Below are 1,529 nucleotides of genomic sequence, written 5' to 3'. Positions count from 1 at the left end.
CAATGCCGGTTAGTTAGGGTGCTTGGGCGGTTGTCGATTCGGGGTCGGTAAGGACATCGATGGCGATGGCCGCTCGGTGGTTGGTCCGGTCGACCTGCCCCTTGGCCCGGTGCTTGGAGATGGCGCGTTTGACGATCCGGGGGCTGACCCGGACACGGCGGGATGGCAGGGGGTCGGCCAGAACGGCTCGACCGATCGCGCCGATGAGATCGACCACGCTGTCGGCCATGATGCCGGCCGCGTGGATGATCTGGTCACGGGCGGTGTGCAGGGCGATGGTGAAGCTGGCCCGGTCAGCCGGTAGGGCCGCCGGGGCCGAGGTGGCATCGGCCATCGCCAGCCGCAGCGCCTGATATGCGGTCAGCAGCGCCCAAATCTCCTGATCGATGCCCTGGGGCGTGCGTGCGCGCAGGACCCGTCCGCCCAAGAGGGTGGACTTCAGCTCCAGGTAGGTCGTTTCGATCTCCCACCTGTGGTGATAGAGAGTGACCACGTCCAGGGCGGGGTAGCGACGGTGGTCGGTCAGCGTGGTGATCAGCCGGTAGCGGCCCGAGCGGCGGCCGGTACCGGACAACGTCACCGTGACCTCGGCGTCGATCACCCTGACCATGACCCCGCCCAGGGTGGACAGGAACGACCCGTCCGGCAACGGCGCCAGCCGAGGCAGCGAGCGGTTGTTCTTGCACCGGATCAGCAGGTCCGCGCCCGTGGCGGCGATCGAGGTGACCAGGTCACGCACGGCGAAGTTGCGATCAGCCAGCAGGAGCATGCCAGAGCGCAGGCAACCGAACACCTGCGGCGCGTAGCTGGTCTCGCCCGTCTTGAACGGTCCGAACCTCACCGCGAGCAGGGCGCGGGTGCCGCAGGCCACCACCGCCACCAAGCGGACCAGCGGATACCCCGACCCGCCGTGCGAACCGGACTGATGACCGTAGCGGGCCAGGTTGGCTTGGCTGTCGGGCACCGGCAGTGTGGTGCCATCCAGCGCACACACCAGCAGTTCCCGCCACCGTGCGGCTCCTGCGGGGGGACCGGCCAGCAGCTCGAACAGCGCTTTCAGCGGCGCCACCCCGACCCTGCGTCGGGCCTGGGCCAACGCCGATGAGGACGGCACCGGGCCGGGCTCGGCCAGCCCTGACACCAGCCGGGCCCACACCTGCCGATATCCCAGTTCTGCGAACAAGACTGCTGCCAGCAGCAGGTACACCACCACCCGTGAGGGCAGATCGCGTAACCGCCGCTCACGGCCACCCGCCTCGGCCAGCACCGCATCGACCATCTCGAACGGCACCAGTTGCGTCAGCTCACCCAGATGGCCGGGCGCGAACACTCCCGCGGCCGTTCGGACCTGACGATTCACCACAGCAATAGCGCAGGCCAGTTGCGACCTGACAGAATCAGCACTCAACGGAGATCCAGTGGACGACGGATGGTTTGGGAAGATCACCCGTTCTACCGGATCTCCGTTCTCATGTCTTGATCACCGCAGGGCTAGACGATCCAGCCCCAGCCCTAACTAACCGGCATTG

The 1,529-nt window shown here is 67.5% G+C and carries 1 protein-coding gene; it reads right to left on the bottom strand.

Going from position 1 to position 1,529, the window contains the following annotated elements; genetic code table 11:
• Nucleotides 1–13: 13 nt before the first annotated feature.
• Nucleotides 14–1,363, bottom strand: coding sequence for an IS4 family transposase (locus ABZ444_RS51410; protein WP_358012712.1), 1,350 nt, complete (start codon nt 1,361–1,363; stop codon nt 14–16).
• Nucleotides 1,364–1,529: the final 166 nt, after the last annotated feature.

It is taken from the genome of Nonomuraea sp. NPDC005730, assembly GCF_040630865.1.
Classification (GTDB): domain Bacteria; phylum Actinomycetota; class Actinomycetes; order Streptosporangiales; family Streptosporangiaceae; genus Nonomuraea.
Note: the sequence above shows the minus strand (reverse complement) of the source record. Positions and strands in the feature narration are given on the sequence as shown.